The sequence below is a fragment of the Yersinia artesiana genome (assembly GCF_902726545.1).
Taxonomy (GTDB): Bacteria; Pseudomonadota; Gammaproteobacteria; order Enterobacterales; family Enterobacteriaceae; genus Yersinia; species Yersinia artesiana.
In genome coordinates this window covers 14,400-29,827 of sequence record NZ_CACVAD010000022.1, presented here as the reverse complement: position 1 = coordinate 29,827, position 15,428 = coordinate 14,400, and the positions used below count along the sequence as shown (strand labels likewise).

Below are 15,428 nucleotides of genomic sequence, written 5' to 3'. Positions count from 1 at the left end.
AGACAGGATTTACCACCTTATGCCACACCAGAATATACAAAAGAAAGTGCTACGCACTATTTGCCCTGATGCCAAAGGCTTGATCGCAAAAATCACCAATATCTGCTACAAGCACCAACTGAATATCGTGCAAAATAATGAATTCGTCGATCATCTGACCGGCCGGTTTTTCATGCGCACAGAACTTGAGGGTATTTTTAATGATACTACCCTCTTGGCTGATCTTGATGATGCATTGCCTGAAGGGACTCAGCGCGAATTACATGCTGCCGGGCGTCGTCGCATTGTTATTATGGTAACGAAAGAAGCGCATTGCCTTGGCGACTTATTGATGAAAAGCGCCTACGGCGGTCTGGATGTTGAAATCGCAGCCGTCGTTAGCAACCATAATGACCTGCAAAGTTTAGTCGAACGCTTTGATATACCGTTCCATCTTATTAGCCATGAGGGTTTGCCCAGAGAAGAACATGACGCGCGTTTAATGGCACAAATTGATTCGTATCAGCCTGATTACGTGGTACTGGCAAAATATATGCGCATACTGACAGAGAATTTTGTTCGGAATTATCCTAATAAAATTATTAATATCCACCACTCATTCTTACCGGCATTTATCGGCGCGCGTCCATATCATCAAGCTTATGAACGTGGGGTGAAAATCATTGGCGCTACTGCGCATTATGTCAATGACAGCCTGGATGAAGGCCCGATCATCATGCAGGATGTGATTCATATTGATCATTCATATACCGCCGATGATATGATGCGTGCCGGGCGAGACGTAGAAAAAAATGTGCTGAGTCGTGCGCTGTATCATGTATTAGCACAGCGCGTTTTTGTTTACGGTAACCGTACTATTATTTTGTAAGCACGCAACAAATCGATATTTTTTGCCGATATAACCATCGCCACGGACAAAAAATCACCGAACAAATTATTTTTTTCATTTCAAGTCTTTACAGGGGCGTTTCATTTGATATGATGCGCCCCGCTTACCAAGACACTGTTGTTAAGCCATGTTGTAGAATGAATAGGCCAGTGGTGGGGTTCCCGAGCGGCCAAAGGGAGCAGACTGTAAATCTGCCGTCATCGACTTCGAAGGTTCGAATCCTTCCCCCACCACCATTTAAACCTTGGGTCGTAAGGTGATTCAGATAAACGAATCTCAATAAGTACTCAGGGAAAGGTGAAAACCTTCGACAAGGTTCGAGCCGAGCGTAGCGAGACAGCGACGCGCAGCGGCGACCCGAAGGGTGAGGAACGAAGTGACGAATAATCCTTCCCCACCACCATATTTAACCTTGAGTCTCAGGGTGATTCAGAATATCGAACCCCAATCAACACTCAAGGCGAGAGCCAGGCTCTCGATGAAGAGTGAAGTGGCCAAGCCCTTCCTTTCAAGTTTCTGCAGATTAAGTCAGGTAGCCGAGTTCTAAGATGCGGGCATCGTATAATGGCTATTACCTCAGCCTTCCAAGCTGATGATGTGGGTTCGATTCCCACTGCCCGCTCCAAGATGCGCTGATATGGCTCAGTTGGTAGAGCGCACCCTTGGTAAGGGTGAGGTCGGCAGTTCGAATCTGCCTATCAGCACCACTTCTCATTCTCTCGTCCCCTGATTTTCTTTCTGTGTTATGGATTCAGCAAGCATGCGCTTGGTTGATGTGGTGAAACCACCGATTCCGTGTCTTAGAGGGACAATCGATGTCTAAAGAAAAGTTTGAACGTACAAAACCGCACGTTAATGTGGGTACTATCGGCCACGTTGACCATGGTAAAACTACCCTAACTGCTGCAATCACCACCGTTCTGGCTAAAACCTACGGCGGGAGTGCTCGTGCATTCGACCAGATTGACAACGCTCCGGAAGAGAAGGCGCGTGGTATCACCATCAACACGTCTCATGTTGAATATGACACCCCGTCACGTCACTATGCGCACGTTGACTGCCCAGGGCACGCCGACTACGTAAAAAACATGATCACCGGTGCTGCTCAGATGGATGGCGCTATCCTGGTTGTTGCTGCAACTGATGGCCCTATGCCACAGACTCGTGAGCACATCCTGTTGGGTCGTCAGGTTGGCGTTCCTTACATCATCGTATTCATGAACAAATGTGACATGGTTGATGATGAAGAGCTGCTGGAACTGGTAGAAATGGAAGTGCGCGACCTTCTGTCTACCTATGATTTCCCAGGCGATGATACACCGGTTGTTCGTGGTTCTGCTCTGAAAGCACTGGAAGGTGAACCTGAGTGGGAAGCAAAAATTATCGAACTGGCTGGCTATCTGGATTCTTACATCCCAGAACCAGAGCGTGCTATCGATAAGCCGTTCCTGCTACCGATCGAAGATGTATTCTCTATCTCCGGCCGTGGTACTGTTGTAACGGGTCGTGTAGAGCGCGGTATCGTTAAAGTTGGCGAAGAAGTCGAAATTGTTGGCCTGAAAGACACGGTTAAATCTACTTGTACTGGCGTTGAAATGTTCCGCAAATTGCTGGACGAAGGCCGTGCCGGTGAGAACGTGGGTGTTCTGTTACGTGGTATCAAACGTGAAGAGATCGAACGTGGTCAAGTTCTGGCTAAACCAGGTTCTATCAAGCCACACACCAAATTTGAGTCAGAAGTTTATATTCTGAGCAAAGATGAAGGTGGTCGCCATACTCCGTTCTTCAAGGGTTACCGTCCTCAGTTCTACTTCCGTACAACTGATGTAACCGGTACTATTGAACTGCCAGAAGGCGTTGAGATGGTGATGCCAGGTGATAACATTCAAATGATTGTTAACCTGATTGCTCCAATCGCAATGGATGACGGCTTGCGCTTCGCAATTCGTGAAGGCGGTCGTACTGTAGGTGCTGGCGTTGTTGCTAAAGTCATTGAATAAGATTTGACGCGACATGCGATAAAAGGGCATCATTTGATGCCCTTTTTCTACGTTGTCATACTAGAACCTATCTCATCAGTGGTTTTTTCATCATAATTATTGGTGAGATGGGCTCTGGAAGTACGGCGGATAGTGCTGAGTGGTGCCGATTAGAGAGTCTCTAGCGCATCCTTCGGCTTGGTTTGCTTTGCGATGCGAAGCAAAGTTGTTTGTTCTGAATCATAGTGACAGGTTGGTTTATGAGTGCGAATACCGAGGCTCCAGGGAGCGGACGCGGCCTGGAAACGGCTAAATGGCTAATCGTTGCTGTACTGTTAGTTGCAGCTATAGTGGGTAATTATTATTACCGTGATTTCAGCCTGCCGCTGCGCGCGTTGGCAGTTGTAGTAATTATCGCTGTTGCCGGTGCTGTTGCATTGATGACGGCAAAAGGCAAAGCCACTGTAGCGTTTGCTCGTGAAGCACGCACGGAAGTGCGTAAAGTGATTTGGCCTACCCGTCAGGAAACGCTGCACACAACGTTAATCGTTGCTGCGGTAACTGCTGTAATGTCACTGATTCTATGGGGGCTAGATGGTATTCTGGTCCGCCTGGTATCATTTATTACTGGCCTGAGGTTCTAAGATGTCTGAAGCACCAAAAAAGCGTTGGTACGTCGTTCAGGCGTTTTCCGGTTTTGAAGGCCGCGTAGCTCAATCGCTACGTGAGCATATCAAGTTACATGACATGGAAGAGCTGTTTGGCGAAGTCATGGTTCCAACGGAAGAAGTCGTCGAAATTCGTGGCGGTCAACGTCGTAAGAGTGAGCGTAAATTCTTCCCAGGTTATGTACTGGTTCAGATGGTGATGAACGACGCCAGCTGGCACTTAGTACGTAGCGTGCCACGTGTAATGGGCTTTATCGGTGGCACATCCGATCGTCCGGCACCAATCAGTGATAAAGAAGTTGATGCGATTATGAATCGTCTTCAACAAGTGGGTGATAAACCACGTCCTAAAACACTGTTTGAGCCAGGCGAATTGGTTCGTGTTAGTGATGGTCCGTTTGCAGACTTCAACGGTGTTGTTGAAGAAGTGGACTACGAAAAGAGTCGCTTGAAAGTGTCTGTTTCCATTTTTGGCCGTGCAACTCCGGTCGAGTTGGATTTCAGTCAGGTAGAAAAAGGCTGATTCATTTTTCGCCACTGGTTGAAATTTGAGTCTTGTCTTAGGCGTGAAATTACAATATAATTTCGCGCCTTTTGTTTTTAGATGTCTTGCTTTTTGTCATCCGTGACAACTTATTTCATAGAAATAATAGCGAGACAAAACACGGGGAGCCTCGAACACGAGGCGATATTACCCAAATCGAGGAAATCGTAAATGGCTAAGAAAGTACAAGCCTATGTCAAGCTGCAAGTTGCAGCTGGTATGGCGAACCCAAGTCCACCAGTTGGTCCAGCATTGGGTCAGCAAGGTGTTAACATCATGGAATTCTGTAAAGCGTTCAATGCTAAGACTGAAAGCATTGAAAAAGGCTTGCCAATCCCTGTTGTTATTACTGTTTATTCTGACCGCTCTTTCACTTTCGTTACTAAAACCCCGCCAGCAGCAGTTCTGCTGAAAAAAGCGGCAGGTATTAAGTCTGGTTCCGGCAAGCCGAACAAAGACAAAGTAGGGACTGTGACCAGTGCTCAGGTTCGTGAAATCGCAGAAACCAAAGCTGCGGATATGACTGGTGCTTCAATTGACGACATGATGCGTTCAATTGAAGGTACTGCTCGTTCCATGGGCCTGGTAGTGGAGGGTTAATAAATGGCTAAGCTGACCAAGCGCATGCGCGTGATCCGTGACAAAGTTGATGTTACTAAGCAATACGATATCAACGAAGCTGTTGCCCTGCTGAAAGAGCTGGCTACTGCTAAATTCGTAGAAAGCGTGGACGTTGCCGTTAACCTCGGTATCGACGCACGTAAATCTGACCAGAACGTTCGTGGTGCAACTGTGTTGCCACACGGTACAGGCCGTTCAGTTCGCGTTGCTGTTTTCGCTCAGGGTGCAAACGCTGAAGCTGCGAAAGAAGCAGGCGCTGAATTGGTAGGTATGGAAGATCTGGCTGATCAAATCAAGAAAGGCGAAATGAACTTCGACGTTGTTATTGCTTCCCCAGATGCAATGCGCGTTGTTGGTCAATTGGGCCAAATCTTGGGCCCACGTGGCCTGATGCCTAACCCTAAAGTGGGTACTGTTACTCCTAACGTTGCTGAAGCAGTTAAGAACGCTAAAGCAGGTCAGGTTCGTTATCGCAACGATAAAAACGGTATTATCCACACGACCATTGGTAAAGTTGATTTCGACGCAGACAAGTTGAAAGAAAACTTAGAATCTCTGGTTGTTGCGCTGAAGCGTGCTAAACCTGCTACAGCGAAAGGCGTTTATATCAAGAAAATCAGCCTGTCCACCACCATGGGCGCCGGCGTTGCTATTGATCAAAGCGGCCTGTCAGCAGTAGTGAACTAATCACTATTTGCTTTTATCGCTTTACGTGGGCGTAAGGTTTGTCTAAAATCTTACGCCCATGCTTCTGCTGATGGCTTATTTGTTAATCACAAATGCTCAATCGACAGAAAACAGAATTTTCGGTTGGAGCTTGGCCTTATCCAAGCCTCCGTCCAAGACCGCAGGTGTGTTGTAAAGCACTTAATTTCCTGCGTAGACGGTGACAGAACCTGAAGCATTTTTTTTGTTTATCAAGAATAAAAAAGAATGGTCTTTGCTGGATTCTGCTCACCGTGTTTCAACGCCCGTTCATTGCAATTTAGTAATGTTTTGGGTGACGTGAGTTCCGGGGAATTAATCCCCGGTTAATCCAGGAGCAAGAACTAATGGCACTAAATCTTCAAGGCAAACAAGCGATTGTTGCTGAAGTTAAAGAAGTAGCCAAAGGTGCGCTGTCTGCGGTTGTTGCGGATTCCCGTGGCGTTACCGTTGATAAAATGACTGAACTGCGTAAAGCAGGTCGTGAAGCTGGCGTTCATATGCAAGTTGTTCGTAACACCTTGCTGCGTCGCATTGTTGAAGGCACTCCGTTTGAATGCCTGAAAGACACGTTTGTTGGTCCAACCTTGATTGCATTCTCTTCTGAACACCCGGGCGCAGCTGCTCGTCTGTTCAAAGCATTTGCTAAAGAAAATGCAAAATTCGAGGTTAAAGCAGCAGCCTTTGAAGGCGAGTTAATCCCTGCGGCTCAGATCGACCGCCTGGCAACTCTGCCAACCTACGAAGAAGCAATCGCACGTCTGATGGGAACCATGAAAGAAGCCGCTGCTGGCAAATTGGTTCGTACATTGGCTGCGCTGCGTGACCAGAAAGAAGCTGAAGCGGCTTAATTCGCCCTCACTTTTTCAGTCATTGCTTTTTAACGTATAAACTATTTCTGTATTTTAGGAACACTTGTTATGTCAACTATCACTAAAGACCAAATTCTGGAAGGCGTTGCAGCTCTGTCTGTAATGGAAATCGTTGAACTGATCTCTGCTATGGAAGAGAAATTCGGCGTTTCAGCTGCTGCTGTTGCTGCAGGTCCTGCTGTTGCTGCTGAAGCTGCAGAAGAACAAACTGAATTCAACGTTGTTCTGGCTTCATTCGGCGACAACAAAGTTGCAGTAATCAAAGCTGTTCGCGGCGCAACTGGCCTGGGCTTGAAAGAAGCTAAAGACCTGGTTGAATCTGCACCTGCAGTTCTGAAAGAAGGCGTGAACAAAGACGAAGCTGAGTCTCTGAAAAAATCTCTGGAAGAAGCTGGTGCTTCTGTTGAGATCAAGTAAGTTAAGCTTTGAGTTCGCAGCCTGACTTATAGGCTGATGGCTGGTGACTTTTTAGTCATCAGCCTTTTTGCGCTGTAGGGCGTTAGTCGCATTTCACACTGTTTAGCGGCTAACTAACCCCCAATATTCCTTTCTATTGACGACTTAATATACTGCGTTCTCAGCTACGACCCACTCGGGTAGCTCGGTAGTCAAAGTAACGCGATGAAATGGTTTAAGAGTGATAGAAAAGAGTATTCCGAGAAGTGTTTCGACTTCTCATTCTAAATAATAGTGTTGCACGACCTGTCCTGGTTTCAGGGCAGACAGAGTGGGTCGACTTTTCAGCGAGCTGAGGAACCCTATGGTTTACTCCTATACCGAGAAAAAACGTATTCGTAAGGATTTTGGTAAACGTCCACAAGTTTTGGACATACCTTATCTCCTTTCTATCCAACTTGACTCGTTCCAGAAATTTATCGAGCAAGATCCAGAAGGGCAGTACGGTCTGGAAGCAGCATTCCGTTCTGTTTTTCCCATCCAGAGCTACAGCGGCAATTCGGAGCTGCAATACGTTAGCTACCGTCTTGGTGAGCCAGTATTTGACGTCAAAGAGTGCCAGATCCGTGGTGTGACTTATTCCGCACCGCTGCGCGTAAAACTGCGCCTGGTCATCTATGAGCGCGAAGCCCCGGAAGGTACGGTCAAAGACATCAAAGAACAAGAAGTCTACATGGGTGAAATTCCACTCATGACCGAAAACGGTACCTTTGTCATTAATGGTACTGAGAGGGTTATCGTATCTCAGCTGCACCGTAGTCCTGGCGTATTCTTTGACAGTGATAAGGGTAAAACCCATTCATCGGGTAAAGTGCTGTATAACGCACGTATCATCCCTTACCGCGGTTCATGGTTAGATTTCGAGTTTGACCCGAAAGACAACCTGTTTGTCCGTATTGACCGTCGTCGTAAGCTGCCGGCAACCATCATTCTGCGTGCATTGAATTTCACCACTGAACAGATCCTGGATTTGTTCTTTGAAAAAGTGGTCTTTGAGATTCGTGATAACAAGCTGCAGATGGAATTGGTTCCTGAGCGCCTGCGCGGTGAAACGGCATCCTTTGATATTGAAGCGAATGGCAAAGTTTACGTCGAGAAAGCGCGTCGTATTACTGCACGTCATATTCGTCAGCTTGAAAAAGACGGCATTGATCGCATCGAAGTTCCGGTTGAATACATTGCTGGTAAAGTGGTCGCTAAAGACTACATCGATGAGAACACCGGCGAGCTTATCTGTGCAGCCAACATGGAGCTGTCACTGGACTTGCTGGCTAAATTGAGCCAGGCCGGTCACAAGCAAATCGAAACACTGTTCACCAACGACCTGGATCACGGTGCTTATATCTCCGAGACCCTGCGTGTTGACCCAACCAGCGATCGTCTGAGCGCTCTGGTTGAGATCTACCGTATGATGCGTCCTGGCGAGCCACCAACACGCGAAGCAGCTGAAAACCTGTTTGAGAACCTGTTCTTCTCTGAAGACCGCTATGATTTGTCTGCGGTTGGCCGGATGAAGTTCAACCGTTCACTGCTGCGTGACGAGATCGAAGGTTCCGGTATCCTGAGCAAAGAAGACATCACTGAAGTGATGAAGAAGCTCATCGATATCCGTAACGGTAAAGGCGAAGTGGATGATATCGACCACTTAGGCAACCGTCGTATTCGTTCCGTTGGTGAAATGGCTGAAAACCAGTTCCGTGTTGGTCTGGTTCGTGTTGAGCGTGCGGTTAAAGAGCGTTTGTCTCTGGGCGACCTCGACACCCTGATGCCTCAGGACATGATCAACGCCAAGCCTATTTCGGCTGCGGTGAAAGAGTTCTTTGGTTCCAGCCAGTTGTCACAATTTATGGACCAGAACAACCCGTTGTCTGAGATTACGCATAAACGCCGTATCTCTGCATTGGGCCCGGGCGGTTTGACCCGTGAACGTGCTGGCTTTGAAGTTCGAGACGTACACCCGACTCACTATGGTCGCGTATGTCCAATCGAAACGCCTGAAGGTCCAAACATCGGTCTGATCAACTCCTTGTCCGTGTACGCACAGACCAACGAGTATGGTTTCCTGGAAACCCCTTATCGTCGCGTGCGCGATGGTGTGGTGACCGATGAAATTAACTATCTGTCTGCTATTGAAGAAGGCAACTTCGTTATCGCTCAGGCGAACTCTAACCTGGACGAAGACGGCCGCTTCATCGAAGACTTGGTCACTTGTCGTAGCAAAGGCGAATCAAGCCTGTTCAGTCGCGATCAAGTTGACTACATGGACGTTTCCACTCAACAGGTGGTGTCCGTTGGTGCTTCTCTGATTCCATTCCTGGAACACGATGACGCCAACCGCGCCTTGATGGGTGCGAACATGCAACGTCAGGCAGTTCCTACTCTGCGTGCTGATAAGCCGTTGGTGGGTACTGGTATGGAACGTGCGGTAGCGGTTGACTCAGGGGTAACCTCTGTAGCCAAACGTGGCGGTACTGTTCAGTACGTAGATGCATCCCGTATCGTGATTAAAGTTAACGAAGACGAGATGTATCCGGGCGAAGCAGGTATTGATATTTATAACCTGACCAAATACACCCGTTCTAACCAGAACACCTGTATCAACCAGATGCCGTGTGTGAATCTGGGTGAGCCAATCGAGCGCGGTGACGTGCTGGCAGATGGCCCATCTACAGATCTGGGCGAACTGGCATTGGGTCAGAACATGCGTGTAGCGTTCATGCCTTGGAACGGTTACAACTTCGAAGACTCCATCTTGGTCTCCGAGCGCGTGGTGCAAGAAGATCGCTTCACAACTATCCACATTCAGGAACTGGCATGTGTGTCTCGTGACACCAAGCTGGGGCCAGAAGAGATCACTGCTGACATCCCGAACGTGGGTGAAGCTGCGCTCTCCAAACTGGATGAATCCGGTATCGTATATATCGGTGCTGAAGTGACTGGCGGTGACATTCTGGTTGGTAAGGTAACACCTAAAGGTGAAACCCAACTGACTCCAGAAGAGAAGCTGTTACGTGCGATCTTCGGTGAGAAAGCGTCTGATGTTAAAGACTCTTCTCTGCGTGTACCAAACGGTGTTTCCGGTACGGTTATCGATGTACAAGTCTTTACTCGCGACGGCGTAGAAAAAGACAAACGTGCATTGGAAATCGAAGAGATGCAACTGAAGCAGGCTAAGAAAGACCTGACGGAAGAGTTGCAGATCCTGGAAGCGGGCCTGTTTGCACGTATCCATGCAGTACTGGTTTCTGGTGGTATCGAAGCTGACAAGCTGAGCAAATTACCACGTGACCGCTGGCTGGAACTTGGCCTAACTGACGAAGACAAGCAAAACCAGCTGGAACAGTTGGCAGAGCAGTACGACGAAATGAAATCCGAATTCGAGAAGAAGATGGATGCCAAGCGTCGTAAGATTACCCAAGGTGATGATTTAGCACCAGGCGTGCTGAAGATCGTCAAGGTGTATCTGGCCGTTAAACGTCAGATTCAACCGGGTGACAAGATGGCCGGTCGTCACGGTAACAAAGGTGTTATCTCTAAGATTAACCCGATCGAAGATATGCCTTACGATGAAAACGGTACGCCGGTAGACATCGTTCTGAACCCGCTGGGCGTACCATCGCGTATGAACATCGGTCAGATTTTGGAAACCCACTTAGGGATGGCAGCGAAAGGCATCGGCGAGAAAATCAACGCCATGCTGAAAAAGCAGGAAGAAGTTGCCAAACTGCGTGAGTTCATCCAGAAAGCCTACGATCTGGGCGATAGTGTTTGTCAGAAAGTTGATCTGAGCACCTTCACCGATGACGAAGTACTGCGTCTGGCTGAGAACCTGAAAAAAGGTATGCCAATCGCAACACCAGTCTTCGATGGTGCGACAGAGAAAGAAATCAAGGAACTGTTACAGCTGGGTGGCCTACCAACTTCTGGTCAGATTACTCTGTTTGACGGCCGTACCGGCGAGCAATTCGAACGTCAGGTTACTGTCGGCTACATGTACATGCTGAAACTGAACCACTTGGTTGATGACAAGATGCATGCGCGTTCTACCGGTTCTTACAGCTTGGTTACTCAGCAGCCGCTGGGTGGTAAGGCTCAGTTCGGTGGTCAGCGCTTCGGTGAGATGGAAGTGTGGGCGTTGGAAGCTTATGGCGCCGCGTACACATTGCAGGAAATGCTTACCGTCAAGTCCGACGATGTAAACGGCCGTACCAAGATGTACAAAAACATCGTGGATGGCGATCACCGTATGGAACCAGGCATGCCGGAGTCCTTCAACGTATTGTTGAAAGAAATCCGCTCGCTGGGCATCAATATCGAGCTGGAAGAAGAGTAATTCTTCGCCAGACGGCAAGCTCTCATAGCCGGGAGCTTGCTGGTGGTTCGCACTGGTCACAGGGGTGCTCAAACTTAGGTTTTTATATGCTTAGGTTTGAGCGCCTGGCAGGTCTAACTCCGACAGGAGCCAATCCGTGAAAGACTTATTAAAGTTTCTGAAAGCGCAAACTAAGACCGAAGAGTTTGATGCGATCAAAATTGCTCTGGCCTCGCCAGACATGATCCGTTCCTGGTCATTCGGTGAAGTTAAAAAGCCGGAAACCATTAACTACCGTACGTTCAAACCAGAACGTGACGGCCTTTTCTGCGCCCGTATCTTTGGCCCAGTAAAAGATTACGAATGCCTGTGCGGTAAGTACAAGCGTTTGAAACACCGCGGTGTTATTTGTGAGAAATGCGGCGTTGAAGTGACTCAAACCAAAGTACGCCGTGAGCGTATGGGTCACATCGAACTGGCTTCTCCAACTGCGCACATCTGGTTCCTGAAATCGCTGCCATCCCGCATCGGTTTGCTGCTGGATATGCCATTACGTGACATCGAACGTGTACTGTACTTCGAATCCTATGTGGTTGTTGAAGGCGGTATGACCAACCTGGAACGTCGTCAGATCCTGACTGAAGAGCAGTATCTGGACGCGTTGGAAGAGTTTGGTGATGAGTTCGACGCGAAAATGGGCGCCGAAGCTATTCAGGCCTTGTTGAAAAACATGGATCTGGAAGCAGAGTGCGAGATCCTGCGCGAAGAATTGAACGAAACAAATTCTGAAACCAAGCGTAAGAAGTTGACCAAGCGTATCAAGCTGCTGGAAGCGTTCGTACAGTCTGGCAACAAGCCAGAGTGGATGATCCTGACCGTGCTGCCTGTGCTGCCGCCAGACTTGCGTCCATTGGTTCCGTTGGATGGCGGTCGTTTTGCGACTTCTGATCTGAACGATTTGTATCGTCGCGTGATCAACCGTAACAACCGTCTGAAACGCCTGCTGGACTTGGCTGCACCGGACATCATCGTGCGCAACGAAAAGCGTATGCTGCAAGAAGCAGTAGATGCATTGCTGGATAACGGCCGTCGCGGTCGTGCGATTACCGGCTCTAACAAGCGTCCGTTGAAGTCACTGGCTGACATGATCAAAGGTAAGCAAGGTCGTTTCCGTCAGAACTTGCTGGGTAAACGTGTTGACTACTCAGGCCGTTCGGTTATTACCGTGGGTCCATACCTGCGTCTGCATCAGTGCGGTCTGCCGAAGAAAATGGCTCTTGAGCTGTTCAAACCGTTCATCTACGGCAAGCTGGAATTGCGTGGTCTTGCTACCACCATTAAAGCTGCCAAGAAGATGGTTGAGCGTGAAGAAGCGGTTGTTTGGGATATCCTGGATGAAGTTATCCGCGAACACCCAGTGCTGCTGAACCGTGCACCAACCCTTCACCGTTTGGGTATCCAGGCGTTTGAACCGGTTCTGATCGAAGGTAAAGCCATCCAGTTGCACCCACTGGTTTGTGCGGCATATAACGCCGACTTCGATGGTGACCAAATGGCTGTTCACGTACCGCTGACACTGGAAGCTCAGTTAGAAGCACGTGCGTTGATGATGTCTACCAACAACATCCTGTCACCAGCGAACGGCGAGCCAATCATCGTTCCTTCTCAGGACGTTGTATTGGGTCTGTATTACATGACCCGTGACTGTGTTAACGCCAAAGGCGAAGGCATGGTACTGACTGGCCCGAAAGAAGCTGAGCGTATTTATCGCGCCGGCCTGGCATCTCTGCATGCGCGGGTAAAAGTCCGTATTACTGAAGAAATTCGTAATACCGAAGGCGAAAGCACTTCGCGTACCAGCATTATCGATACGACTGTAGGTCGTGCTATTTTGTGGATGATCGTCCCGAAAGGCCTGCCTTACTCTATCGTTAACCAGCCGCTGGGCAAGAAAGCTATCTCCAAGATGCTGAACACCTGTTACCGCATCCTGGGCTTGAAGCCAACGGTTATCTTTGCTGACCAGATCATGTACACCGGTTTTGCTTACGCAGCACGCTCAGGCGCCTCTGTAGGTATCGATGACATGGTTATCCCAGAAGCGAAAGCAGGGATCATCGAAGAAGCTGAAACTGAAGTTGCTGAGATCCAAGAACAGTTCCAATCCGGTCTGGTAACAGCAGGCGAACGTTATAACAAAGTGATCGATATCTGGGCCGCGGCTAACGAACGTGTTGCCAAGGCGATGATGGATAACTTGTCTGTAGAAGATGTTGTCAATCGTGACGGCGTTGTCGAACAGCAAGTATCATTCAACAGCATCTTTATGATGGCCGACTCCGGTGCGCGTGGTTCTGCTGCACAGATTCGTCAGCTGGCAGGGATGCGTGGTCTGATGGCTAAGCCAGATGGCTCGATCATTGAAACGCCAATCACCGCGAACTTCCGTGAAGGTTTGAACGTACTTCAGTACTTCATCTCAACCCACGGTGCGCGTAAAGGTTTGGCGGATACCGCATTGAAAACTGCGAACTCCGGTTACCTGACCCGTCGTTTAGTTGACGTGGCACAGGATCTGGTGGTAACCGAAGACGATTGTGGTACCCATAACGGTATCGTGATGACCCCGGTTATCGAAGGTGGTGATGTTAAAGAACCACTGCGCGATCGCGTTCTGGGTCGTGTGACCGCTGAAGAAGTTATCAAGCCGGGTACGGCTGATATTCTGGTTCCGCGTAACACCCTGTTGGACGAAAAATGGTGTGATCTGTTAGAAGAAAACTCCGTCGACAGCGTTAAAGTTCGTTCAGTAGTAAGCTGTGAAACTGACTTTGGTGTGTGTGCAAACTGCTATGGTCGCGACCTGGCACGTGGCCACATCATCAACAAAGGTGAAGCGGTTGGTGTTATTGCAGCACAGTCCATCGGTGAGCCGGGTACCCAGCTTACGATGCGTACGTTCCACATCGGTGGTGCGGCATCTCGTGCGGCAGCAGAGTCCAGCATTCAGGTTAAGAACAAAGGTAGCTTGAAACTGAGCAACGCTAAGTTCGTTACCAATGCAGCGGGCAAGCTGGTTATTACTTCTCGTAATACCGAGCTGAAACTGATCGACGAATTCGGCCGTACCAAAGAAAGCTACAAAGTGCCTTACGGTGCTGTAATGGCTAAAGGCGATGGCGCAGAAGTCCAAGGCGGCGAAACCGTTGCTAACTGGGATCCGCACATCATGCCAGTTGTAACCGAAGTGAGCGGTTTCATCCGCTTCGCGGACATGATTGACGGCCAGACCATTACACGCCAGACCGACGAACTGACCGGTTTGTCTTCTCTGGTGGTATTGGACAGCGCAGAGCGTACCGGTAGCGGTAAAGACCTGCGTCCGGCACTGAAAATCGTTGATGCCAAAGGCGACGATGTATTGATCCCAGGTACTGATATGCCTGCTCAATACTTCCTGCCAGGTAAAGCGATTGTACAGCTGGAAGACGGTATTCAGATCGGTGCGGGTGATACCCTGGCGCGTATTCCTCAGGAATCAAGCGGTACCAAGGATATTACCGGTGGTCTGCCACGTGTTGCTGACTTGTTCGAAGCACGTCGTCCGAAAGAGCCTGCAATCCTGGCTGAAATCAGCGGGATCATCTCGTTCGGTAAAGAGACCAAAGGCAAGCGCCGTCTGGTTATCTCACCGTTGGATGGTAGCGATGCATACGAAGAGATGATTCCGAAATGGCGTCAGCTCAACGTGTTCGAAGGTGAAATTGTAGAACGCGGTGACGTAGTTTCCGACGGCCCAGAATCTCCACACGACATTCTGCGTCTGCGTGGCGTTCACGCGGTAACTCGTTACATCACCAACGAAGTGCAGGAAGTTTACCGTCTGCAAGGCGTTAAGATTAACGATAAACACATCGAAGTTATCGTTCGTCAGATGCTGCGTAAAGGCACCATCGTTGATGCAGGTAGCACCGACTTCCTGGAAGGCGAGCAGGCAGAAATGTCTCGCGTTAAAATCGCTAACCGTAAGCTGGCAGCTGAAGGCAAAATCGAGGCTACGTTCACACGTGACCTGCTGGGTATCACCAAGGCATCCTTGGCGACCGAATCCTTCATCTCTGCGGCTTCGTTCCAGGAAACCACGCGCGTTCTTACTGAAGCGGCAGTTGCCGGTAAACGTGATGAACTGCGTGGCCTGAAAGAGAACGTTATCGTGGGCCGTCTGATCCCAGCCGGTACCGGTTACGCTTATCATCAGGATCGTATGCGCCGTAAAGCTCTGGGTGAAGCACCAGTGGTTCCGCAAGTTAGCGCGGACGAAGCGACTGCTAACCTGGCTGAATTGCTCAACGCCGGTTTTGGTAACAGCAAAGACTAATCTC

Annotated in this window: 10 protein-coding genes, 3 tRNA genes and 1 other RNA gene; all 14 read left to right on the top strand. The window is 49.0% G+C overall.

The genetic code is table 11. The annotated features are described in order from the left end of the window. Positions 1 to 19 precede the first annotated feature (19 nt). The 14 genes from purU (at position 20) to rpoC (ending at position 15,424) form a co-directional block, all read left to right on the top strand. Entirely contained in the window at positions 20 to 868 is an 849-nt protein-coding gene (purU, locus tag HU019_RS09430) for a formyltetrahydrofolate deformylase (RefSeq protein ID WP_174849600.1), read from the top strand. A gap of 172 nt (positions 869 to 1,040) precedes the next feature. Next, positions 1,041 to 1,125, top strand: a tRNA-Tyr gene (locus HU019_RS09425). A gap of 40 nt (positions 1,126 to 1,165) precedes the next feature. Further along, positions 1,166 to 1,292: non-coding RNA, RtT sRNA (locus HU019_RS09420), on the top strand. 147 nt (positions 1,293 to 1,439) lie between these two features. After that, positions 1,440 to 1,514 (top strand) — tRNA-Gly (locus HU019_RS09415). Positions 1,515 to 1,520: 6 nt separating this feature from the next. Further along, positions 1,521 to 1,596 (top strand) — tRNA-Thr (locus HU019_RS09410). A 108-nt stretch (positions 1,597 to 1,704) separates the two neighbouring features. Beyond that, positions 1,705 to 2,889, top strand: a complete 1,185-nt coding sequence (tuf, locus tag HU019_RS09405; protein ID WP_004704670.1) for an elongation factor Tu — start codon at positions 1,705 to 1,707, stop codon at positions 2,887 to 2,889. 239 nt (positions 2,890 to 3,128) lie between these two features. Further along, the gene (secE, locus tag HU019_RS09400; protein WP_004704671.1) at positions 3,129 to 3,512 is read left to right on the top strand and encodes a preprotein translocase subunit SecE; all 384 of its coding nucleotides are present in this window, start codon (positions 3,129 to 3,131) and stop codon (positions 3,510 to 3,512) included. 1 nt (position 3,513) lies between these two features. Beyond that, positions 3,514 to 4,059, top strand: coding sequence for a transcription termination/antitermination protein NusG (gene nusG / locus HU019_RS09395; protein ID WP_002210671.1), 546 nt, complete (start codon positions 3,514 to 3,516; stop codon positions 4,057 to 4,059). A gap of 192 nt (positions 4,060 to 4,251) precedes the next feature. Further along, positions 4,252 to 4,680, top strand: coding sequence for a 50S ribosomal protein L11 (rplK, locus tag HU019_RS09390; protein ID WP_004393384.1), 429 nt, complete (start codon positions 4,252 to 4,254; stop codon positions 4,678 to 4,680). A gap of 3 nt (positions 4,681 to 4,683) precedes the next feature. Beyond that, the gene (rplA, locus tag HU019_RS09385; protein WP_050078934.1) at positions 4,684 to 5,388 is read left to right on the top strand and encodes a 50S ribosomal protein L1; all 705 of its coding nucleotides are present in this window, start codon (positions 4,684 to 4,686) and stop codon (positions 5,386 to 5,388) included. Between the two features lie 365 nt (positions 5,389 to 5,753). Then, entirely contained in the window at positions 5,754 to 6,257 is a 504-nt protein-coding gene (gene rplJ, locus HU019_RS09380; RefSeq protein ID WP_050078935.1) for a 50S ribosomal protein L10, read from the top strand. Between the two features lie 69 nt (positions 6,258 to 6,326). Beyond that, on the top strand, positions 6,327 to 6,695 hold the full coding sequence (gene rplL, locus HU019_RS09375) for a 50S ribosomal protein L7/L12 (protein ID WP_004712406.1): 369 nt from the start codon (positions 6,327 to 6,329) through the stop codon (positions 6,693 to 6,695). A 343-nt stretch (positions 6,696 to 7,038) separates the two neighbouring features. Beyond that, positions 7,039 to 11,067, top strand: a complete 4,029-nt coding sequence (gene rpoB / locus HU019_RS09370) for a DNA-directed RNA polymerase subunit beta (RefSeq protein WP_174849925.1) — start codon at positions 7,039 to 7,041, stop codon at positions 11,065 to 11,067. A gap of 136 nt (positions 11,068 to 11,203) precedes the next feature. Further along, entirely contained in the window at positions 11,204 to 15,424 is a 4,221-nt protein-coding gene (rpoC, locus tag HU019_RS09365; protein WP_050078936.1) for a DNA-directed RNA polymerase subunit beta', read from the top strand. Positions 15,425 to 15,428 lie beyond the last annotated feature (4 nt).